At 47.6% G+C, this 22,628-nt stretch carries 16 protein-coding genes and 1 pseudogene; 15 read left to right on the plus strand and 2 right to left on the minus strand.

Annotated elements, in window-relative coordinates:
• Positions 1-28: 28 nt before the first annotated feature.
• From AB1500_10485 to AB1500_10520, 8 genes are all read left to right on the plus strand, one after another.
• Positions 29-1,414 (plus strand): restriction endonuclease subunit S, encoded by a 1,386-nt coding sequence (locus AB1500_10485; GenBank protein MEW6183582.1) that lies wholly within the window; start codon positions 29-31, stop codon positions 1,412-1,414.
• 195 nt (positions 1,415-1,609) lie between these two features.
• Positions 1,610-4,714, plus strand: coding sequence for an HsdR family type I site-specific deoxyribonuclease (locus AB1500_10490; protein MEW6183583.1), 3,105 nt, complete (start codon positions 1,610-1,612; stop codon positions 4,712-4,714).
• 3 nt (positions 4,715-4,717) lie between these two features.
• Entirely contained in the window at positions 4,718-5,449 is a 732-nt protein-coding gene (locus AB1500_10495) for a SprT family zinc-dependent metalloprotease (GenBank protein ID MEW6183584.1), read from the plus strand.
• A gap of 179 nt (positions 5,450-5,628) precedes the next feature.
• The gene (locus AB1500_10500) at positions 5,629-7,611 is read left to right on the plus strand and encodes a FapA family protein (GenBank protein ID MEW6183585.1); all 1,983 of its coding nucleotides are present in this window, start codon (positions 5,629-5,631) and stop codon (positions 7,609-7,611) included.
• A gap of 331 nt (positions 7,612-7,942) precedes the next feature.
• On the plus strand, positions 7,943-8,329 hold the full coding sequence (locus AB1500_10505) for a helix-turn-helix transcriptional regulator (GenBank protein ID MEW6183586.1): 387 nt from the start codon (positions 7,943-7,945) through the stop codon (positions 8,327-8,329).
• Positions 8,320-9,048 (plus strand): ImmA/IrrE family metallo-endopeptidase, encoded by a 729-nt coding sequence (locus AB1500_10510; GenBank protein ID MEW6183587.1) that lies wholly within the window; start codon positions 8,320-8,322, stop codon positions 9,046-9,048. Before AB1500_10505 ends, AB1500_10510 begins: the two co-directional genes overlap by 10 nt.
• On the plus strand, positions 9,045-9,626 hold the full coding sequence (locus AB1500_10515; protein MEW6183588.1) for a hypothetical protein: 582 nt from the start codon (positions 9,045-9,047) through the stop codon (positions 9,624-9,626). The genes AB1500_10510 and AB1500_10515 overlap by 4 nt, the downstream gene beginning before the upstream one ends.
• 219 nt (positions 9,627-9,845) lie before the next feature.
• Positions 9,846-10,415: a LysM peptidoglycan-binding domain-containing protein gene (locus tag AB1500_10520; protein MEW6183589.1), complete on the plus strand. Its 570-nt coding sequence runs from the start codon at positions 9,846-9,848 to the stop codon at positions 10,413-10,415.
• A gap of 69 nt (positions 10,416-10,484) precedes the next feature.
• On the opposite strand, the gene AB1500_10525 is transcribed toward AB1500_10520, so the two are convergent.
• Positions 10,485-10,967: a hypothetical protein gene (locus tag AB1500_10525; GenBank protein MEW6183590.1), complete on the minus strand. Its 483-nt coding sequence runs from the start codon at positions 10,965-10,967 to the stop codon at positions 10,485-10,487.
• A 958-nt stretch (positions 10,968-11,925) separates the two neighbouring features.
• Here AB1500_10525 and AB1500_10530 point away from each other — a divergent pair.
• The 7 genes and pseudogenes from AB1500_10530 to AB1500_10560 all read left to right on the plus strand — a co-directional run bounded on the left by AB1500_10530 (position 11,926) and on the right by AB1500_10560 (position 22,127).
• A complete protein-coding gene (locus AB1500_10530) occupies positions 11,926-13,032 on the plus strand; it encodes a DUF262 domain-containing protein (GenBank protein ID MEW6183591.1) in 1,107 nt (368 codons plus the stop codon).
• A 3-nt stretch (positions 13,033-13,035) separates the two neighbouring features.
• A complete protein-coding gene (locus AB1500_10535) occupies positions 13,036-13,641 on the plus strand; it encodes a HEPN domain-containing protein (protein MEW6183592.1) in 606 nt (201 codons plus the stop codon).
• Between the two features lie 244 nt (positions 13,642-13,885).
• Positions 13,886-14,073: pseudogene (locus AB1500_10540) on the plus strand (excisionase family DNA-binding protein).
• 6 nt (positions 14,074-14,079) lie between these two features.
• Complete coding sequence (locus AB1500_10545) at positions 14,080-16,506, plus strand: class I SAM-dependent DNA methyltransferase (GenBank protein MEW6183593.1); 2,427 nt, start codon at positions 14,080-14,082, stop codon at positions 16,504-16,506.
• A complete protein-coding gene (locus tag AB1500_10550; GenBank protein MEW6183594.1) occupies positions 16,500-18,329 on the plus strand; it encodes a restriction endonuclease subunit S in 1,830 nt (609 codons plus the stop codon). Before AB1500_10545 ends, AB1500_10550 begins: the two co-directional genes overlap by 7 nt.
• 13 nt (positions 18,330-18,342) lie before the next feature.
• Positions 18,343-21,423: a type I restriction endonuclease subunit R gene (locus AB1500_10555; protein ID MEW6183595.1), complete on the plus strand. Its 3,081-nt coding sequence runs from the start codon at positions 18,343-18,345 to the stop codon at positions 21,421-21,423.
• Complete coding sequence (locus AB1500_10560) at positions 21,423-22,127, plus strand: SprT family zinc-dependent metalloprotease (GenBank protein MEW6183596.1); 705 nt, start codon at positions 21,423-21,425, stop codon at positions 22,125-22,127. Before AB1500_10555 ends, AB1500_10560 begins: the two co-directional genes overlap by 1 nt.
• A 235-nt stretch (positions 22,128-22,362) precedes the next feature.
• Here AB1500_10560 and AB1500_10565 read toward each other — a convergent pair.
• A partial coding sequence (locus AB1500_10565; GenBank protein ID MEW6183597.1) for a transposase occupies positions 22,363-22,628 on the minus strand: 266 nt, incomplete at its 5' end.

Genomic DNA, 22,628 nt, shown 5'->3' on the forward strand with positions numbered 1-22,628 from the left:
AAAAATTAAAGGTCAAAGACGAGACAAAGTGAAACATGAGAACGAAGGAAATTATTCTGGTGAATGCAGGTGGAAAATATTGAAGCCTGAAATAAAAAAACGTATAGAGCAAATACGGAAGGGCGAAGCGCCCGAGGGCTATAAAAAGACGAAAGTGGGTATTGTGCCGGGCGAGTGGGACGTAAAACAACTTAAGCATATCCTTGACCAGGTACAAAGAAAAGTGCCTAAACCAAAGGATGGCTATTGGCGTCTGGGTCTCAGAAGTCATGCTAAGGGGACTTTCCATGAATTTATTGATGATCCGAATTCTATTGCTATGGAAGAACTATTCTCAGTTGCCAAAAACGATTTAATTGTTAATATCACATTTGCATGGGAACATGCAATAGCGCTGGCCAATAGGGATGATGAGGGCAAATTGGTATCGCACAGATTCCCAACGTATGTGTTTAACGAAAAAGCTTGCCCGTATTTCTATAAATATTATGTAATTCAGCCGCATTTTAAAAAGATGTTATCGGATATATCCCCGGGAGGGGCAGGAAGAAACAGAGTGATGAGCAAAAGTTCTTTTATAAAGCTGTTTGCCGTTCTTCCGCCTCTGCCCGAACAGGAAAAGATTGCTGAGGTTCTCTCGACATGGGACAAAGCCATAGAGTTAAAGGAGCAGTTAATCGCCGAGAAAAAGCAGCAGAAAAAGTGGCTGATGCAGAACCTCCTCACAGGCAAAATACGCTCTCCCGGCTTCACTGATGAGTGGCAGGAGGTACAACTTGGGAATTTAGGTAAATTGGCAAGGGGGAAAGGGGTAAGTAGATCAAATATAGTTGAAACAGGTTTCCCTTTGATTTCATATGGAGAGATATACACTACTCACAATATTGTAATTAGAGAATATCAGACTTTCATCAACTCCAAGGGACGTGAAGAATGCTTCAGAATATATAAAGGTGATATTATTTTTACCGGTTCCGGGGAATCTGCAAACGAAATAGGCAAAGCCGTGGCCTTTTTATTTGATGATGAGGCATACGCAGGCGGAGATACTATTGTATTGACGCAAACCACTAATGATAGTCAGTTTCTGGCGTATATGCTTAATAGTGATCATGTTGTTAAACAGCTTGCATCATTAGGGCAGGGGAATTCCGTGGTTCATATTTATCCGTTTCAGTTAGATAAAATCAGGTTTCTGCTTCCTCCTCCCCCCGAACAAGCCGCCATTGCCGATATCCTATCCACGGCGGACCGGGAAATCGACCTGCACGAAAAGCAGCTTGAGGAACTGAAAAAACAGAAAAAGGCCCTGATGCAACTGCTGCTGACCGGAATCGTAAGAGTCTATACGCAGGAGTTCGCCATGCGGTCTAAGGCCGCTCCATCAGTAGAACGAAAATGCGAAGACCCGTGAGCTGGTTACTTAGAAGCAGTATTGTAACTTACACGGAGCGCAACGAGAAGTGATGTAGTGCAAGGAAGACCGGGGAGACGAACCGGAGCGTACTGGGAGCGTACGTGAGGATTCGGCTTCACGGGCTGACGCAGCAATGCGTTGCTTATCGTTGCGCCCATCGAAAGAAGTACTATTTTCTGTGGAGGTATCTTGATGCCCGACTACACCATATTCGACGAACGCCCCGAGAGCCAGAACAGGGCGATAACAGTACTCGAGAGATTGGGGTATCAATACCTGCCCCGCTCGCAGGCGGAGATCCTGCGCGGACGACTTTCCAATGTACTGTTCCCGGAGGTTTTGCGGGAGTTTTTGCGCCGCCAGTCCTTTATTTACAGAGGCAAGCAAACCCCGTTTTCCGACCGTTCCATCGGCAAGGCGATTAACGATATCGACGCGCCGCTTGTTTCCGGTCTGATGTCGGCGAGCAAAACCATCTACGATATGCTCCTTTCCGGCAATAGTTATGAAGAGGAGTTGTTTGACGGCGGCCGCCAGTCTTTCGACCTGAAGTATATCGACTGGGAGTACCCGGAAAATAATATTTGGCATGTGACGGATGAATTCTCGGTGGAGCGGTCCAACGGAAAATATGCGCGGCCGGATATCGTGCTGCTCCTCAACGGCATCCCCCTTGTGGTGATCGAGTGCAAAAAATCCGGTATCGACGTGGAAAAAGGCGTCGCCCAGAATATACGCAACTGGCAGCCCGAATATATCCCCCATCTGTTCAAGTTCGCCCAAATCGTTATGGCTGTGAACCTGAACGCCGTTAAATACGGCACTTGCGGAACGCTTTCGGAGTACTTCAGTATCTGGCGGGAAAAAGACTACAAGTGGCAGCAGGAGAAATGCAGGAATGTCAGCCCGGACGGAAAAGTCGTCGAACAGGACAGGGCCGTCGTTTCCATGCTCTTCAGGGAGAGACTGCTGGAACTCATTCGTTATTTCATCTTATACGACAACAATGTGAAGAAGATTGCCCGCTACCAGCAGTTTTTCGGCATTCAAACGGCCATGAGACGCATAAAAGGCCAGGACGACAAGAACACCAGAAGCGGTGTGATCTGGCACACGCAGGGCAGCGGCAAGTCTCTTACCATGGTGATGCTGGTTAAGAAAATCATCGCCGATCCGGATATCAAAGCTCCCCGTTTTGTTCTTGTAAACGACCGGATCAATCTGGATAAGCAGCTCAGGGATAACTTCGCCAAAACCCAGCTTAATCCGGCCCGCGCCAAGACAGGCAAAGGCTTGATAGACCTGTTGAATGACAAAGGCGAAACCGTCATTACCACCCTTGTCCATAAGTTTGACGCAGCGGCAAAGAGCAGGGTTCAGATTAAAGACGACAACATTTTCCTGCTGGTGGACGAAAGCCACCGCACCCATTCGGGTCAGCTGCATAATTTAATGGTTGATGTGCTGCCCAATGCGATAAAGATAGGATTTACCGGCACTCCTCTGCTTAAGAAAGACAAGTTCAATACCTATGCGCGGTTCGGGCCGCTTATCGACAGTTACCCTATCGACAGGGCGGTGGAGGACGGCGTCATCGTTCCCCTCGTCTACGAGGGCAGAATAATTCCGCAGGATGTAACCAGTGATAAGATCGATGATTATTTAAAGTATATTATCGCGCCGCTGAACCATAAGCAGCAGGAAGACATGAAGCGCAAATGGAGCCGGTTTTTGCCCCTTGCGCAGACCCGCCAGCGTATAGACATGGTGGCTTTCGACGTTAATGAGCACTTTTTGAGTTATGCAAAGCCGAAGGGGTTTAAGGCCATGGTCGCGGCCTCGTCCCGCCCGGCGGCAATTGACCTGCACAGATCCATAAGAAAACTCGGCGGTGTAAGAACGGCGGTGGTGATATCGCCCGAAAACGTTAAAGAGGGAGACGAGCTTACCAGAGAAAACAAAGAGAAAATCAGCGCCTTTTTCAAAGAAGAGGTGGAGACCCTCTTCGGCTGTAATTACGAAGAATATGAAGACTGGGCGAAAAACAGCTTCGTCGGCGGTGAGGACGTGGATATGCTTATCGTCAAGGACATGCTCCTGACCGGCTTTGATGCGCCGGCTGCCGCCGTGCTGTATGTGGACAAACCCATGAAGGAGCATTCGCTGCTTCAGGCGATCGCCCGTGTCAATCGCGTGTATCCCGGTAAAGACTTCGGGCTGATCGTGGATTACTGGGGCATTTTCAGCAAGCTGAATACCGCCGTGGATATGTATTCGGACGAAAAATCCGGTATGGACGGATACGATCCGGCCGATATCGAAAACGCCGTTCTCGGCGCCGGCGATCAGAAGCTCAAGCTGGAAAAGGCGCATCAGGAATTGTGGGAGACATTTGAGGGAAAAGATTTTGACCGCAACAGCTCCGAAGGCTGGCAAAGCGTATTGGGAGACGGCGACTCAAGAAAGATGTTTTATGAAAGGCTTTCGGTGTTTTCACGCTTGCTGGATTTAGCCATGGGAAGCTACGCCTTGTATAATGCCGTCGGCTATGACCGGATTCAGAAGTACAAGCAGGATTTGCTTTTCTTCCAGAATCTCCGCGGCGCGGTCTTGCTCCGTTACAACGAGAAAGTGGATTTCGGTAAATACGAGGATGGCATTCGGAACCTGCTGAATAATTTTGTGCTTTCCGAACCGGGCCGGATTATCGTTGAGCCCGTTTCCATACACGATACCGAAGGCATGAAGGAGCAGCTTGAAAGACTGGACAGCAAGGCTGCAAAGGGAGACGCCATCCGGACCCGCATAGCCGGAGAGCTGGAAACATACCGTTATGACGATCCTTTGCTATATAAAAAGTTTTCCGATCAGGTCAGGGAAACCATTGCCGAATACAAGGCGTCAAGAAATGACGATTCCTATCTCTTTGCGATGGAGAAGATGGCCGATGACTTCAAACGAGGCTATACCGGCCACCATTACCCCGCCTGCATAGACAACGACAGCGACGCGAAAGCCTTTTACGGGTCGATTCAGGATATCATCGCCGCGGCGGTAAAGGAGGTGTCCCCGGAATTGGATGAAGCCATGGGGCGGTTGGCCGTTGAAGTTAAAAAGGCGGTGTCCAGCCGGGCGAAGGTCGACTGGCGTTTTAACACGGCGGTGCACAGAGACATGGAACAGGCGCTTGACGACCTTATCTGGGATTTTATCGAAGAACATGAGATTCAACTGCCCGTCGTGAAAATCGATCTGATGCTTGACGGACTTAGGAAAACAGCGGTAAGCAGGTATTAGGCCGTGACCGTAAAAAAACTGCATTCAGCAAGGACACTAAGCGGTATTGAAGTAATCGTCGAGCGCAAAAAAGTGAAAAAAATACGGCTCAAGGTCTTTCCGGACGGCGTGGTGAAGCTGTCCGCGCCGCTCGGCGTACCGGATGAATGGATTAACGAATACCTTAAAAACAAAACCGCATGGATTGAAAAGTCGCTGAATTACTTCAAAAATACGGAAGCCGATGAGTTCGAAACGAGGATTCACAGCGGAGTTTCCACCCGCATTCTGGGCAGGCAGATCAGAATTATTATCAATGACGCGCGAATTTACAGAATAGAACAAAAGGAAGACTGTGTTTATATACAGTCTCCCGCCGCCGGAGATAAACAGGCTTTGCAGAGGCAGTTCGAGCGCTGGTGGCAGAAACAGAGCAAGTCGTATTTCGGGACGGTTGTCGACAGGTTATATCCTGTTGTCGCCAAGCACGGGATCGGTAAACCGGTATTCCAGGTCAGGAAAATGAAAACCCTTTGGGGAAGCTGCTCTCGGAAGCACGGCAAAATCAACTTGAATTACTATTTATACAAAGCCCCGCCGCCCTGTATCGATTATGTCGTCCTGCACGAGCTGGCGCACTTTCTTTATCCCAAACATAATAAAGACTTTTACGAGTTCCTGACCGTACACATGCCGGACTGGAAAGAACGTAAAAGAATTCTCGATTACGAGATTGTAAAAGGCCTGAAGTACTGATAGAAGCATGAATCATAGCGGCGCCATCCTTAACTAAAGGTTTATATGGGTATGTCGAATATACCAGTAGACCGGCGATGCGAACCGCGAGTATTGGATAGATAAAACACATTACATCTCCCACGAGGTTGTCATTGCTTTAATCCGCCGGAATAAAGCCATAGGGATGAATGAAAGCGATGAGCGAGGAACTAAGGGATATTCTCAAAGAAGTTCTATCGCTGCAGCGAGGTCCAACCGGTCACCGAGCGCCACAGGGTGTGCCCGTGCCGGATTTCCAGCCGATCGGCAACGAGGCGGACAAGATCGCCGGCGATGACGGGATTTCAGGGTATGCCGCTGTAGAGAGCGGTGCGATCATTATCTACGGTGACTCGCAGGATTCCATAGCCGAAATATCCGTTCCCGATAACATGGTTTTACTTGTCAATGGGAAGCCGCACACCGGTTTGGTGCGTGTAAGGCGAAAGGACCGGTTGGAGGCAGCGCTTCCCCCGCTCCGGATCACCAACGGGTGTGTTAAGGTGACTAAGAGCGATGACGAGATGGAGGCTTTCCTTGAAATAGCCCCGGATATGGCTACACGTTACCGTTTGGTTGACAAGCAAAAGCAAAAAAGGCTCCATCTGAATATGAAAGAAGAAACCGACTTGTTTTGCTCTATTGATTACGACGATGTTATAGCGATATTAAATGATGAAGGAATAGTCTATGGAATAGATTACCCGCAGATCACAAGGCTTACGCAGAAGTGTTGTCACGGGGTGTACAGGGTTGCCTTAGGTTTGCCTCCCGGAGAACCTGTTGATGAATCGGTGAAGATATTTTTCCCCCAACCGGACAAGAATGAGAATGCTGCGGGAGATTACGACGCCAAATCCCCGGATAAGAACCTTTTTTCCGTTGACAAAGGGGCCGTTTTGGCGGTTAAAGAATATGGTCAACCCGGTCAGCCGGGGATATGTGTTACAGGCCGGCAGATTGACCCAAAACCGCCCCGACAGGTGGAAATTGTTGCCGGCCGGAATACAGAGATGAGCCCGGACGGGACGACCATTAGGGCAAAGGTGGACGGTCGCCCCTTTGTTGTACGTAAGGATTCAACTTACAAATTCACCGTAAGCCCGCTCTTAATCTATTCTTCAGACGTATCGGTGGCAACGGGTTGTATTTACTTTCGGGGGGATATCCAGGTTTGCGGCAATGTGCTCGACGGAGCGGTCGTCTATGCTTCAGGCAACGTAGAAATAAGCGGATCGGTTTCCTTTGCCCGGGTGAACTGCGGCGGTAAGCTGTTCATCGATAACAATGTATTCTCGTCAACAATTCAAGCGGGTTCCCCGGCCACTTATTTTATGCGGCAGGCCAAGGGCTTGCTGACCAATATAATCTCCGGACTGAATAATCTGGCTGACTACGCGGCCGTTGTTTTGAACCACCCGGTGGTTCAGGAGCGGCGCGCGCCTTTGAGGCTTTTGTTGCTAAACATTATTGAGTTGAAGCTTCCTCAACTTAGAACTCAGATCAAGCAACTGTGCGACTTAATTAAGAAAAACGAGTTCAGCCTTCCGAAGAGTACGGGCGCCTTGGTCCAGGAGCTTGAAAAGTTCCAGCCGGGGTTGACGATCCCTGAAATGCAGGATGCGGAACCCTTGAGATCTTTGGCCATGGACCTTAAGTTTTTGCAGGATTGTGCCGCAGTGTCTCCCGCCGGTTATTCAAGGGTCGTTATACCTTACGCATTGAATTCTTTCATAGAATCAACAGGAAGTGTGCAGGTGTACGGGCGGGGTTGCTACAACACCGTTATTAACGCCGACGGTAACGTCGGTGTCAACGGGACCTTCCGCGGCGGCAGAATAGAAAGCAGGGGTAATGTCCGTATCCAGGAAGCCGGATCAAAACTTTGTATTTTAACTAAAATCATTATCCCGTCAGCGAAAACGGTAACAATCGGCTTTTGTCACCCCGGTGTGGTCGTGTGCTCCGGCAGTCACATTATCAGGTTCGAATATGCTTACCGGAACGTACAAATCCTGACCGATGAGAATCATAAACCTAGGGTATTCGGAAAAAAGCTGGACGAAAACTCGCATTCGGTTCTTAAGGATACTCAGGTTAACGTGCAACTTGACGTTCCTTCCGGCGCTTCCAGGGCTTAAGGTAACACTTGCCGCCCGCTGTTGGATGCAGTATCCTCATACCCGGCAGCCCGCCCGGATAATTGGTCGATCTGTGGGCCGACGGCGTGCTTACGGTTGCCGAACCGCACCCTCATTCTCAAGTCCGCGGTTTTTTTGGACAATTATTTTGGTTAGTAAAGAATGACCGCTTCCCCAATTCCGGCGGGAGGCGGCGGACCGTCATGACGGTTCCCCCGCAGATTCCAGTCTACTCAACTAAAAATTATTAAATAAATGTAACGATATAGTTACAATATATCATTATCGAGTATATACTTAAATAAGAAAACTTCTGGTGAGGAGGAAAAGCATGGATAAGAAAAGTCTCTATGTCCAACTTGGTCGTAATTTAAAGCGCGCGCGGGCAAAAAGCGGCTTCACTCAGTCTCAGGTTGCCAAATTGCTGGGTATTCCCCGAGAAGTCATCTCTTATTTCGAGAGCGGCACACGTGAACCGGGCATGGACGACGTTATCAGGCTTGCGGATATATATGGGGTTAATATGCGATACCTATTACCCGAAAGCGAGGCTGCATGTGAAATCGAACCGGTTGGCGACACCTCGATTTCTCTGGCTTTTCGCGCCGGGAGAATTGTGGAGGAAGACCTTCCTGTTATAGTTGAGAGCCGCCGCTTTCTGAATAACCTTTTCGAGCTTAATAAGCTGTTGGAAGGAGAAAACCCGGAATGCCGGTAGAGCGTACCCGTATCCGGAGAAGGGCGGCGGAATCCCGCAGACAATTGGGGTTCAACCTCTTGGTGCCGGTGAATATATGGTCGGTCTTACGAACCGCAGGAATCTCGGTGATCAAGAAACCGCTTAAGAGCGAAATTTCAGGCCTGTTTATGAGGAAGCAAGACGTGGCGCTGGTCCTCATAAACTCTGCGCGGACACTGGGTCATCAGAACTTCACTGCCGCTCACGAGTACTTCCACCTGCGATACGACTTGGAATTGACCTGCAGGGTCTGCTCGGCGGGTAATTTCGATCCCCGGAACGCCGGCGAAAGGGATGCTGATTATTTCGCCGCGTACCTTCTGGCGCCTGATGAGGCGATCGAATGGCAGATTGAGCGAAGAACCGGAGGGCTGCCCGTTGATCTTCCAGACATTATCGCGCTTGAACAGTATTTTGGCATAAGCCACCAAGCCATGCTGATTCGGCTTGTGGAAACGGGGCACCTTTCTGAAAAAGAGAAAGAGCAGTGGGGTGAAGGGGTAATCGAGGCAGCGAAGCAACTCGGATATGACACGAATCTTTATATGCATACAAATGAAGAAGTTGTGCTTTCCGACTACGCTGAAAAGGCGATGTTCGCCCTAAAGCGAGGGCTTATCTCCGCCGGCCGCTACGAAGAACTTCTCCTGGAGGCAGGATATGCCGATCTCGTCTATGGTGAGGAGGGAGAGACGTGAGGGTTGTCCGGGAAATCCCTCCTTACGTTTTCGACAATGACTGTCTCTCATCGTTTTTATGGGTGAAAAGGCTGGACATCCTCTCTTCTTTATTTAGGGACGAAATAGTAGTTCCGAAGGTTGTGGTTACGGAACTTAACTATCTGACGACGGTTTCCGGTGGGCGTTGGGCATGGGTTTATCGCGCACTGGAGAGCAAAACTCGGGAGGGAGCGGTATCGGTCCGGGACGTGGCGGTGGGAACAGAAGAAGCTGTTGAGTTCATGCAGCTCACGCAATGGACGGGTTATAAAGGGAAACGTCTGGGAAAAGGGGAAGCGGCGGTTCTTGCGCTGACCAGGTACCAGGGAGGGACGGTGGCCAGTAATAATCTATCGGATGTAGCCGAGTATTGCCGCCAATATGGCGTAAATTTAATTTCAACCGACGATATTTTGTGCTTAGCATGCCAAAGAGAAGTTATATCACTTTCGGAAGGAAGCGAACTATGGGACGGGATGAAGGCGCGGAAGCGAATGTTGCCCGCGTATACCTTTTCAGAGGCGTTTCATCGGTATCGCCATGGATTGCCGAAGTGAAGTGGAACCAAGAATACAGCCAGGATATTCCCGCTTATTATTAATCCCAGTTAGCTGATACAGTTTAAGCCTTTTCCCTGCCGGACGTCCCTCCGCTTCTAACATCTCACTTCCCACTTCCCAAATGGTTCGTAACCGCCGGCCGCTTTATTTCATACCTATGAATTGGCGGCTGGTACCGTTTGGACGGCCGCAAACAAACGGAGCGGAGGGATTCTTATGGAGAGACAGCAGCCGCGGGTCCCGGCCGTATGTCCCCCGGGGTTCCAGGGGCGGTACACGGTCGTCAGGGGGGACACCATGTTTATTATCGCGCAGCGCTTCCGGACGACGCTGCCGGCCCTTGTGGCCGCGAACCCGCACATTCCCGACCCCAACATGATTTTTCCGGGCGACGTCCTCTGCGTGCCGGGTGCGGTGCCCTTTCCGTGCTGCGTGGTTTTAGAGCCGGTCGGGGGAATGCCGCCGAGCCGGACCGGTGTCGCCTTTGCCCACATCGACCAGCTCGGCACGCAGGCGGTCGGTTTTTTAGCTTCGCTGCCGCTTCCATCGGCTTTCGGGAACTACGATATTTACGTCGGCGAAGCGCTGATCCCGGGCATCAACGGTTTCGGCAACCAGCTCTTCCGGATATCGCGGGACCCGCCCGCCTGGGCCGGGTACGTCAGCCTGCCCGCGGCCGCGTCCCTGACCCCCGACACCCGGGTGGTGGTCAGGCCCGCCAACTCCGTGAGCGGCGTCTCCGGCCCCGTAATCCTCGAAGCCAGTCTGCTGGGTTGTCAAAGGTAGTCCCTTTATCGACGCAACTACCCCCTTCCGGCTACGGAAGAGGGTAGTCATCTTTACGGGAAATATACGCTATTTGTCTTTCTGCAGGAGAGTGTTGCCGTTCTTATCCACGATTACGACGGAATCGATCTTCGGGTCGGTGCACGTCAGCGCGGCCGAAGCGATGTTGCTGAGGATTTCGTCCGTTTTACCCCGTTCCGAGGGGATGATGTGTACGGTAAGCACGCCCACCGTGCCCTTGCTTCCCGTCCTTATTTCCGGAAAGTCCGTTATCGACGCGTACCACCACGGACTGTCGGATCCGCCGAAGTTTTTGTGCATATAATCGGCAAAACTCCCCGACGCCATAAAGTCCTTTTCCCCGAGGCTTTCCACCGCGCTTCCGGTCCCGCCTCCGCCGGTATCCTCCGCTCGCCCCGCAGCCGGGGCCGAGTCCTGAACCTTGGGTTCTTCCTTATCCGGGGCCTTCGAAGTACTCCCGCCGCCGCAGCCGACCAGCATAACCGCGATAACCGCCAGGATCAGACCAACCGATAACCGTCTCAAACGCAAAACCGACCGCCCCCCTTTAATATTTCTCGGGTATATAATTCGCCATTAATTCCCGTAATACCTGCATTATTAGCGGAAGAAGAATGGGAAAAGCGATCCCGACAAATTATTGTAATATTATACGCCGCAGGTTGAAATGCATCGAAAGTTGTGGGAAAATGTATCCAATGGAAAGGTTTATGAAACCGGGCTTTATTTTACGCATTTAAAACGGTGGGTTGTGGTGTAATTGGCGGCCTTTAGCACCGGCGGAGCTCTTCTTGTGGGACGAACGCCAGTGTTGATATCAGTTGTTGTCAACAGAACCGTCCCCACGACAGTCAACGTTGGTGTCGATCAAGTAAATACCGCCGCTCATAACTGTCTAATAACCCCCTTATCAAGGGATATTTTCACCGTAGAGGAAGGTGTTTCCTTCTAATTTGTCGAATCTCCTTATGATGCTGGCAGCAAAAATGAAGGTGTAAGGTATGCCTAAGAACCCTAATTGGACGCGGGAAGAGTAGTTTATAGTTAGGAGATGATATGATGGTTGTTCAAAGGGACTTGTATCGAGTTTTTCTTAAGGATTATGAATGTGGTACAGCCCAAGAAATGTATAATTTTGCTGTGGCGAATGGAGTCCAGTATAAAGGACGAGATAAGAAGTATCAAATGTGGAGTGTTCGGAGAAGTTTAGATCTTATGGTGGAAAAGGGTGAAATCCGTAAGATTGGCAATCGATATTGCCGATGATTATTAGCCCCCCTTTAGGTTTGTAGCGGTTCCTTTTGACGACTAACCGCCACGGCGGAAATCCGGGACTCAACCCGTTACAAATTAAGGTCTCTAAATTTAATTAGTTTGGTGCGCGGCGTCTTCGTTTCGCTAACGACCGGTAGATGCTAACATGTTAAGACCGAAATTAATACCTAAGAGATTCTAATTTGTAATTTTCGCTAAAAAAGGAGATAAGTAGATGAATCCTGAGTGGCAAAATCAAGAAAATCAAAACGAGGAAGATGTTGATTTCGAAATCATAGAATCTGAAGTAGAAGATTCTTTTAGTGGTCCACCTGAGTATCAAATTACTGTGTACCCTGCAGATTTTACATTAGAAGTCTTACATAAAAAGTTTATTAACGAAGATATAGTAATCCCCAAATTTCAGCGCCAATTCGTGTGGAAGCAAATGCAATCTAGTAAATTAATAGAATCATTCCTCGTTGGATTGCCAGTCCCAGCAATATATCTTTATACAGAACGGCAGTCTAATCAATATTTAGTAGTTGATGGACAGCAAAGGCTCAAAAGTATTTGTTTCTTTTTCGAAGGTTTTTTTGGTGAAGAAACTAAAGGGAGACGTCAAGTTTTTAGACTTAAAGGTTTACATGAAAGAAGTAAATGGAGAAATAAAAGCTATAAGGATTTTGACGAGGCGGACCAACGAAAATTTCGAGATTGCGTGCTGAGGTCTTTTATTATCCAACAATTAGACCCGCAGGATGACACAAGCATTTACCATGTTTTTGAGCGGTTAAATACTGGAGGTACCTCGCTAACTAATCAGGAAGTAAGAAACTGTGTTTATGGCGGAAACCTCAAGGAATTGCTTACCCGACTCAATAAACTTCCGGCATGGAGAAGCATTTTGGGGAAAACTGTGATGGATAGTAGACAAAAAGACATTGAGCTAATCTTAAGGTTTTTCGCACTTAATAATGTATCTGAATATGAAAAACCTTTAAAAGATTGGCTCTCCCGCTACATGCGTATACATAGAAATGCACGGAGGCCGTTTCTTGAAAATCTTAAGAAATCATTTAGCGAAACATGCACTAATATCCTTAGCACCTTGGGAGAAAAACCATTTCATGTAAGAACTGGTCTAAATTCCGCAGTCTTCGATTCAGTAATGGTGGCTTTTTCTAAAAATGTGGATAAGATACCGCGGGATGTTTTATTTAGATATAAAGAACTTTTAACAGATGATACTTATCAAAAATTAATAAGTAGGGCAACTACAGATGTTGAAAATGTTGTTGAGCGTTTTCGTCTTGCCGAACATTATCTTTTTCAGGAATAAGAAATGAAATCAGAAAGAATAGATCAGGCAATAGAAGTATGCAGGGACCATCTACAAGTAAGTGGGGCATTTGGGACTGAAATTGAGGCTTTTTTAACTCGTTATCTATTATTGCTTATATATGCAGTTTTTGAAGAATCAATTAAAGCAACTATATCCGACCGCTCTAAAATCTACAATGATCCTGACTTGTATCAATTTACCAATTCTTGCGTCAACAAGATATGTCGGAGTATCATGATTAGCGAGGTTTCTGGTCTTTTAGGAAGGTTCAATTCTAGCTATAAAGAAGCTTTTCAACAAAAACTGACGGGAAATGAACTTTTGGTAACTGCTTATAACAATATTGTCCAAAATAGGCATATGACTGCGCATAGTTCAGGCTCCAACATGACCTTCTTAGAATTGGTAGATGCTTATCAAAAAGCAAAAGCGATTATTGATTATGCTACCGAAGTAATTGCCCAAGAAACCTTGAGTATCAAGCAGCAAATTGATCGGGTTCTTCAAGAAAAGGACAAGGAATTAACAGACCTAAAAAGAGAGCTAGAGGCGATTACTAAATTTATTATAATGGAAAAAGAAGAGATATTGGAAAAGCCAGGCTAAAAATTTAAGGCTCCTGTACACTTGATTACTGTTAAACTTGTCGATTCCTTGAGACCAAATTTTTTCCGACCATCTTTAAGAAACTAGCATAAGGGAGCTTCTATTTCGCAAGCCCTAATTATTGTGTCAGCGCATTTTAAACCGTTCCCGCTTCTACAAGTTATCAGAACGATCTAACAGTTCGTGCGCCTCCCTTAGGGGAGAATATTATGTTTTCAAGACCTGACCCCATTCCCTTGCCCAAATGGATAAAGACCAGAATATTGAAAAATGGTCATCTATGGATACTATAACCGACTACCTCGGTGTAAGCTGCGAAACAGTGCTGCAATGGATTAATAATCGCAATATGCCTGCGCATAAGGTTGGGCGGCTTCGGAAACCCAAGTGGACGAATGGATTCGTGCCGGCGGTGCGGCGGATAAGGAGTGAAAGAATATGGCAGTAAAAAAGAGCGAACTTTACAGCTCGCTATGGGCGAGTTGTGATAAATTGCGGGGCGGCATGGACGCCTCTCAATATAAAGACTATATTCTGACGCTTTTATTCGTGAAGTATGTTTCCGATAGGTTTAAGGGCGTGGCTTATGCTGACATCGAAGTTCCCGAAGGCGGTAGTTTCGATGACCTGGTAGCCCTTATCGGCAATAAGAATATTGGCGAGGAAATGGATAAAGTCATTGCAAAACTTGCTGAAGCAAATGGATTGCGCGGAGTAATAGATAACGCTCATTTTAACGATGAGACCAAGTTGGGTAAAGGCCAGGAAATGGTGGACAAACTGAGCGGGCTGATTGCAATTTTCCGCAGGCCGGAACTGAATTTCTCCAACAACCGTGCTGGCGGCGATGACATCATCGGTGACGCTTATGAATATTTGATGCGTAACTTTGCGACCGAGAGCGGCAAGAGCAAAGGGCAATTCTATACGCCCGCCGAGGTGTCACGAATTCTCGCCAAGGTTATCGGTATTGACCGGGCGATAAAAGGGGACACATCCGTATATGACCCAGCCTGCGGTTCAGGTTCATTGCTCATCAGAGCCGCTGACGAAGCGCCTTTTGAGGTTGCCATTTACGGTCAGGAGAAGGATATCACCACTGCCGGACTCGCCAAGATGAACCTTGTGTTACATAATAAAGCCTCCGGCGAGATAGTTGGCAATTACAGCACTTTTTCCGACCCGCAATATTTTGAGGATGATGCCGAGAAAACCACGCTACGTCGTTTTGACTTTGTGGTCGCGAATCCTCCGTTCTCCACAAAGAACTGGACAGATGGCCTCAAAGAATACGGACGCTTCGACGGTTATGGCGACAGACCGCCGGAGAAAAACGGCGACTTCGCGTGGCTGCTTCATATATTGAAGTCGCTGAAACGCAATGGAAAGGCTGCTGTAATCTTACCCCACGGCGTCCTATTTCGTGGCAATGCCGAGGTGACAATCCGACAGTCCATAATTGACAAGGGATATATTAAAGGTATCGTCGGTCTGCCCGCCAACCTGTTTTACGGAACGGGCATCCCCGCTTGCGTTATTGTCATTGATAAAGAAGGCGCGGACGAGCGCGACGGCGTCTTTATGATTGACGCGAGCCATGACTTCATTAAGGATGGCAACAAGAACCGCCTGCGTGAGCGGGATATCCACAAAATCGTCACAACGTTCAGGCAGCGGATTGATGAGCCGAAATACTCACGATTCGTCCCAATTGAGGAAATCCGCGATAAGAATGGCTATAACCTCAACATCCCGCGCTATATTGACAGCAGTGTTCCAGAGGATTTGCAGAATATTGAGGCGCACCTGATAGGTGGCGTCCCCGCGTTTGACGTGGACAATATGGAGCGGTACTGGAGTATCTTCAGTGACTTGAAATCGGTGCTGTTTGCCCCTTTGCGCAAAGGGTTTTATCATCCCGTCGTCAAGAAGGACGATGTGCGCCACACGATTTACTCTGATGCCGAGTTTAGCCAGTATGCCGACAGAATCGACAGTGCATTCGAAAAATGGCAGAGCCGTGTAAACGATAAACTTTGTGGTATAGACGGAAAAACCAAGGGCAAGGAACTGATTGTAGAACTCGCCGAAGCCATCCTTAAAGAATTTGAAAACGTCACGTTGATTGACAAATATGATGTGTATCAAGTGCTGCTTGTCTATTGGCAGGATGTGATGGCTGATGATGTGTTCATCGTTGTCCAAGACGGTTACAAAGCGGCGCGGGAAACTGAAAACATAATGGGCGTATATACTTCAGGCAAGAAGAAAGGCGAGGAAAAGGTAGTCGGATGGGAAGGCAAGTTGATTCCGCGCGGTATTATCGTTGAGGCGTTTTTCCACGCGGAGCAGAAAGCCATCGATGAGATAGAGGCTTTGATATCGGAAGCGCAAAGTGAACTGGACGAGATGATTGAAGGCGCGGAGGACGATTCAATAATCAACACCGTATTGAAAGATAACGGCAGCCCTGATATGACCGCCCTGAAGGCCGCACTCAAGGACAAAACGCTCGGCAAAGACGACCGGGAAGTCCTGCAAGCACTCTCCGATAAGAAAGCCAAGATTGATGAACGGGGCAAAACGCTCAAAAAGCTGAGAGAGGTGTTAGAGCAGAAAACCAAGGAGCAGTACAGCAAGCTGACTGATGAAGAAATACTCGAACTGCTTGTAAACCGCAAGTGGTTTCACACCATTTTCGAGGGCATCGACGCGCTCTACACCGCTATTTCTCATAGCATCGCCAACCGGGTGACCGAACTGACCGAGCGGTACGAGGAAACTTTACCCGCTATCGCGGAAGAGGTTGCGGAGTATGAGGTTAAGGTTAAATCTCATCTGAAAAGGATGGGGTTTGTATGGTAAAGGGGTGGAAAAAAGTTGCAATCAGTGAAATCGCTGATGTCAAAACGGGACCTTTCGGTTCCGCGCTTCACGCCAGTGATTATGTTGATGTTGGCACACCAATTATCACTGTAGAACATTTAGGTGAATATGCCATTACTCGTCAAAATCTGCCTTTGGTGTCTGATGCAGATAAAAAACGGCTTAGTGCTTATATCCTATCTGAAGGCGACATAGTTTTTAGCAGAGTAGGGTCAGTAGATAGAAACGCTTATATAACCAAAGCTGAAAATGGGTGGTTATTTTCGGGAAGATTATTGCGGATACGCGCCTATCCTGAGACCGTTGACCCGAAATACCTTGGCTATTATTTCAAATACGAACCTACAAAAGCAAGAGTTCGGGGTATTGCTGTTGGGCAGACTATGGCTTCATTAAATACAAAGCTATTAAACGACTTTATGGTATTTTTACCTTCCATCTTTGAGCAACACGCCATCGCTGAGGTCCTGTCCGATGCGGACAACTATATCGCGTCGCTTGAAAAGCTGATTACCAAGAAAAAAGCTATCAAGCAGGGTGCAATGCAGGAGCTGCTCACAGGCAAGCGGCGGCTGCCGGGGTTTGAAGACGCATGGGTGGAGAAGCCCCTGTTGGACTTAGGTGTAGTTGTACAGGGTTTAACATATAGACCAGAAAATGTACAACTTCACGGCTTGTTGGTTTTGCGTTCTTCAAACATTCAGCAAGAAAGACTGGTTTTTGATGATTGTGTATTCGTTGATTGCAAAGTGAACGATAATCAGTATGTTAGAAAAGGCGATATACTCATTTGCGTTAGAAATGGTAGTAGTGAACTTATCGGCAAGTGTGCACTTATTGACAAAGATTACAGAGCTACTTTTGGTGCATTTATGTCGGTTTTTCGTAGCGAATATGATGATTATATTTTTCAAGTATTCCGTAGCGACTTTGTGCAAAAACAAATCCGAAACAATAGCAATGCGACCATAAATCAAATTACAAAAAAGGATTTTGAAAATATAGTGATTCCCGTACCGCCGACCCTTACTGAGCAAACAGCAATCGCTACTATCCTCTCCGATATGGACAACGAACTCGAAGCCTTAACCACCAAGCTTGATAAGGCAAAGCTGATAAAGCAGGGCATAATGCAGGAACTGTTAACCGGGCGAATTCGGTTGGTTCAGTCGGAAGCCGCTGCTGAGGTTACTGTGAAGCCGGAGGTTCAGGTTGCTGCAACCGCAATCGCTTCCGCACAAAAGGGTCACAGCCAGCAGTTCGACGACGCGGTGATGATTGCAGGAATCGTGAACGCCTTCTATACCGACAGATACCCGCTCGGCAGGAAGAAAGTACAGAAACTACTTTATCTATTGCGTCGCAAGCAGGATGAAAGCACGGTTGCCTTCAAAAAGAAGGCGGCAGGTCCCTATGCCGATGAGGTGCGTTATAAGGGCGGCGAGCCCATTGCGAAAGGAAATCGTTACATTGCCGCGACAACGACCAAAGGTAAAGGCACGACTTTCTCCCCAGGCAAAAATATAGGCCAAGCCCTCGACTACATTAAACGCTGGGGCAGGCAGGAGGACATTGACTGGTTGGTGGACAATTTCCGTTACACATCCGTCGACGATTTGGAACTACTCGCTACTGTGGATATGGCTGTCTGCGACTTGGAAGAAGCCGGGACTCCCGTTTCGGTCGATTCTATTAAACACCTGATTGCCACAAATAAAGAATGGCGGGCAAAGCTGCAAAAGAAAACATTCGCCGACTCAAAGATTGGCAAGGCAATCAACGACTTGCAGACCCTGCTGTAAGGAGGTCGCGATTATGGCAACAATCGGAGAAGCCGAACGGACAGCCCAAAACCATGTAATATCCTTGTTCCGCAACCAGACCTTGCTAGGCTACGAGTATTACGGCAACCGCAAGGCGTATCAGAACAGTAACATTGAAACGGATAAGCTGATGGTGTTTCTGCTTCGGCAGGGTTACAGCGACGTTTTAGCCAGACGCGCTGTTGAGGAACTGCGCAAAGCAGCGGACAATTTGCAGTCTGGGCTGTACGCCACGAACAAAGCTGTTTACTCCCTGCTCAAATACGGCGCAAAGGTGCGCGAGAACCCCGGAGAGGCTGAGAAAACCGTCTTTTTCATAGACTGGGCGCACCAGAGCAGGAACGATTTTGCTGTTGCTGAAGAAGTAACGGTGGTCGGTAACTGCCAAAAACGCCCCGATATCGTTGTGTATATCAACGGCATTGCCATTGCCGCGATTGAACTCAAGAAAAGTACGATTTCAGTTGCCAACGGTATCCGGCAGAACCTTACCAACCAGCACGAATACTTCATACAGCCTTTTTTTACAACGGTTCAGTTCACGATGGCTGGCAACAACAGCGAAGGGCTTCGCTACGGAACGGTAGGCACAGAAGAGAAGTATTATCTAGAATGGAAAAACTATGCTGAATCACGAGACAATAACTCCCTTGATATTTTGGAGATCTGCAAAGGCCTACCGGATAAGCTGGACTGGCAGCTATACAGTATGTTCCAGAAAAAGCGGTTGCTCGACCTTATTCACAACTTTGTCATCTTTGACAAGGGGATAAAGAAGGTATGCCGTCACAACCAGTTTTTCGGCATCAAAGAGGCGCAACTAAAGATTGCCGACGGTAAGGGCGGTATCATCTGGCATACCCAAGGCAGCGGCAAAACGCTGATAATGGTGTGGCTGTCAAAGTGGATTCTGGCGAACAACCCAGAGGCACGTGTGCTGATTATTACCGACCGCGACGAACTGGACGACCAGGCGAAAAAAACATATATCGGCGTTGACGAGAAAATCGTTCGGACAAAAACCTGCACGGACTTAATCGGCAAGCTGGACTCCTACGAAAACCGATTGATTTGCTCTCTCATACACAAATTCGGCAATCGCAGCGGCGAGATATCTGACCTTGATTACGACAGGTATATTGAAGAACTCTATAAAACCCTCCCGCCGAACTTTTCGGCAAAGGGCAAGTTTTATGTGTTCGTAGATGAGTGCCACCGGACGCAATCCGGTAAGCTGCATCAGGCCATGAAAGCCATTTTGCCGAGAGCAATCTTCATAGGTTTTACGGGAACGCCGCTCCTAAAGAAAGACAAAGCGACAAGTATTGAGGTATTTGGAGGTTACATCCACACCTACAAATACGATGAAGGCGTAGCGGACGGCGTCGTTCTTGACTTGCGCTATGAAGCCCGTGATGTTCCGCAAAGTATCACGTCGCAGGAGAAGATCGATACGTGGTTTGAGGCAAAAACTACCGCGCTCACTCCACGCGCAAAGGCGAAACTAAAATCGGCATGGGGCAATATGCAGACAGTGTTCAGTTCGCGCACACGGCTGGAAAGCATCGCCCGCGATATTATTTTCGATATGGAAACCAAGAGCCGCTTGATGAACGGCAATGGCAACGCCATGCTGGTTGCTGAGTCCATCTATGCGGCTTGCAAGTATTACGAGATATTCCAGTCCAAAGGTTTCAAAAAATGCGCAATTATATCTTCTTTCGTTCCGCGTGAGGGTGACTTGAGGACGGATACCGTCAGCACTGACGAGGACACCGAAGCATTCGAAAAATATGAAATATATATGAAGATGCTCTACGGGCAGGACGTGGAGGCGTTTGAAAAAGAAGCCAAGCGCAAGTTTGTGGAAGAACCCGCAAATATGAAGCTGTTGATTGTAGTGGATAAACTCCTGACAGGCTTTGATGCGCCGCCCTGTACATACCTTTATATTGATAAACCGATGTATGACCACGGACTGTTTCAGGCGATTTGCCGTGTAAATCGTCTTGATGGCGAAGAAAAGGATTTCGGCTATATCGTGGACTACAAACAGTTGTTCGGAGATTTAACAGATGCGCTAAACAAATATACAGCTGGAGCCTTTGAGGGGTATGAGGAAGAAGATGTACAAGGCTTAATCAAAGACCGTCTTGAAGAAGCGAGAAAATTCCTTGATAAGACCCTTGAAGAACTTGATGATTTGTGCGAGGGCGTAACCCTGCCACGTAATGAACTTGACTACATTCACTATTTCTGCGGGGAAAACGGTGTTGATGATAACGAAGATGAGGCGTTCGCAAGAAGCCGCGAACAACTCTATCGGCTTGTAAACCGCCTTGTTCGCGCATATACCGATATCAAGCCCGATATGAGCGCGGCAGGATATACACTTTACGAGCAGGGAAAAATCGCAAAAAAGGTTGAATTTTATATAGCATTAAAAGCGACAATCGGCCAGGCCAGCGCGGATTTCATCGACCTTAAGCTGTTTGAACCGGGGATGAGGTATTTAATTGACAATTACATTATCGCTGAGGACAGCCGCAAACTCGGTGCCTTTGATGACTTTACCCTGCTTGACTTTATCCTCGCGCAGGAAGAAAAACTAAAAGGGGAAGGCGGTAACAAAGAAGGCGCTGCAGAGACGATTGAAAACAACATCCGTAAAAAGGTTGTTGAAAAAATCCTTATCAACCCAAAATACTACGAGAAAATGTCCGCTATCTTAGAGCAGCTCATCCGCGAGCGCCGTGAGGGTGTTATTGCTTATGAGCATCTTCTCGAAAAGTACATTGAACTTGCTAAAAATGTCACTGTTCCAGAAGAGAACGACGCTTACCCTGTCCGCATTAGGAAGAGCGGTGCGCTTCGTGCTTTTTATGATAACTGCGGGCAGGACGAAGAACTATCAATTGCCTTACATGAGGCTGTACTCAGGAGCAAGCAAGACAGGTTCAGAAACAATCCCGTCAAGGAAAAACGCATTAAGCGGGAAATTTTCAAGATTTTGAAAGAAGAATCTGAGGTTGATCGGGTATTCAATATCATTTGCGAACAAGAGGAATACTGATGCAGATTATGATTTCTGGCATACCTGTTGAGGTATATAAAAAGAAAATAAAGAACATGCACCTATATGTTAAGCCGCCTAACGGAAAAGTATCTGTTTCGGCTCCTCTGGATATGAGCGATGAAGCAATTGAACGCTTTGTACGCACCAAATCCAGTTGGATTAAGAAACAGGTGAACAAATTTGAAGTCCAGCCTCGTCAATCTGAGCGGGAATACGTTTCCGGCGAAACGCTCTATGTTTGGGGAAAACAGTATTTTCTCCAAGTTGAATACTACGGTACTAGTAAAAACATGCTTGTCCTGTCAGAGAACAAGGCCATTCTTACTGTCCGTAAAGGCAGCACAGCCGGGCAACGGGATAATTTCGTCAAAGAATGGTATCGTGGGCTTTTAAAAAGCGAAGTGGCACGACTTCTTCCAAAATGGGAGAAGTTAACCGGTCTTAAGTGCGATGGTTGGCAGACGAAATACATGACAACCCGTTGGGGTACCTGCAACAGGGCTAAGAGAAAAATATGGCTTAATTTGCAATTGGCAAAAAAGACTCCTGAATGCCTCGAATATGTGATTCTGCACGAGCTTGTGCACCTTGTTGAAAAGAACCATAACGAGCATTTTATTTCCCTGATGGATAAATATATGCCCTATTGGAGGGAAACAAAAAGGGAGTTAAACGGGCAGATACTTGATTTCATGGAATGACATGCATAAGAGATATTAATGAATCAGGAGGCTTTCGGTATGGCTACACGCGGCAAGAGCATCAACTTGTTTTTGATGGATGACACCGAATGGACGCATGAAATGTGACTGTCAAGGGGACGGCAGACCGTGTGAAAAATCATTCAGATATTCCACCGCAGACGGTCCTTGTCCCAGCCTCTGTCAATAGAATGGGTCCTTTTTGATCTTTAAAAACAAAAAAGAAACCGGTACCTTATACCAGTACCGGCTTCCTTCTTTCCCTCAATCTTCTCAATATTTCTTGGTTTCCAAGGATGCTCATTACCCGTTTCAGGTTATATGCCAGAAACGACAGCGCAATCTCAGCGCTGACCGAGATCTTTCTTTTTGTCAAAAAGTAATAAGCTCCCCAGCTTCGTTTAATGGTCCCGAACGGGTGCTCTACGATCATCTGCCGCAGTTTGTACTTGTCCATATTCAGCGCTGTCTGCAAGTCAATCGTATCCAGAAAATCCTGAT

It is taken from the genome of Bacillota bacterium (assembly GCA_040755295.1).
GTDB lineage: Bacteria > Bacillota > Desulfotomaculia > Desulfotomaculales > Ammonificaceae > SURF-55.